Genomic DNA, 1,157 nt, shown 5'->3' on the forward strand with positions numbered 1-1,157 from the left:
CCCATACCGGTCTTCAGCGCCACGTCCATACCGATACGATAGAAGTCGTCGGTAGAGGCGATTTCGTCAACCACGTGAGCAACCACACCCTTGGACAGAACCAGTTGGGCCGCAGTCTTGGCGTTGGTGGTGATGGCCAGGATCCAGGCTTTCGGGAAGTACTTGCGAATGGCCTTGGCAGACTTGCCGCCTTCGGTAGCCACCACGATCAGCGGGGCATCCAGCTTCTCGGAGGTCTCTACCGCGCCCTTGCACACGGCTTCAGTGATACGCAGCTTGTTGCTGTCGTTGGCCGCGTCCAGGTTGGACGGCATCACGCCATCGGTACGCTCGCAGATGGTGGCCATGATGGTCACGGCTTCCAGCGGGTACTTACCCTTGGCGGATTCACCGGACAGCATCACTGCGTCGGTACCGTCCAGGATGGCGTTGGCCACGTCGCCAGCTTCGGCGCGGGTCGGACGCGGGTTCTTGATCATGGAGTCCAGCATCTGGGTCGCAGTGATGACGACCTTGCGTGCCTTGTTGCACTTTTGGATCATCATCTTCTGGGCGAAGATAACTTCTTCAACCGGAATTTCTACACCCAGGTCGCCACGGGCAACCATGATGCCGTCGGAGACAGCCAGGATCTCGTCGAAGTTGTCCAGGCCTTCCTGGTTTTCGATCTTGGAGATGATCTGGATGTTCTCGCCGCCGTGCGCCTTCAGGTGCTCACGGATCTCCAGCACGTCTTCCTTCTTACGGATGAAGGAGGCAGCGATGAAGTCAACGCCTTGCTCGCAACCGAAGATCAGGTCGCGCTTGTCTTTCTCGGCCAGTGCCGGCAGCTTGATGGAGACGCCCGGCAGGTTAACGCCCTTGTTCTCGCCCAGATCGCCGTTGTTGAGCACTTTACAGACAACTTCGCGCTCGGTGATTTCGATAACGTCCATGCCGATCAGGCCGTCGTCAACCAGGATACGGTTGCCAACGCGCAGGTCGCTGGCGAAACCCGGATAGGTCACGGCGACCTTGTCCTTGTTGCCAACCACAGTCTGGTCGGTGGTGAAGGTGAAGGTCTGGCCGGCGACCAGGGAGGCGTCGTTACCACCCTCGAGCTTCATGGTACGAATTTCCGGGCCCTTGGTGTCGAGCAGGATGGCAGCTTTGCGGCC

The 1,157-nt window shown here is 59.2% G+C and carries 1 protein-coding gene; it reads right to left on the bottom strand.

Going from position 1 to position 1,157, the window contains the following annotated elements; translation table 11 throughout:
* The coding region (gene pykF, locus BW958_RS20135) for a pyruvate kinase PykF (RefSeq protein ID WP_076577684.1) at nucleotides 1-1,157 on the bottom strand (1,157 nt) is incomplete at both ends.

This window comes from Aeromonas sp. RU39B (assembly GCF_900156095.1).
Classification (GTDB): domain Bacteria; phylum Pseudomonadota; class Gammaproteobacteria; order Enterobacterales; family Aeromonadaceae; genus Aeromonas.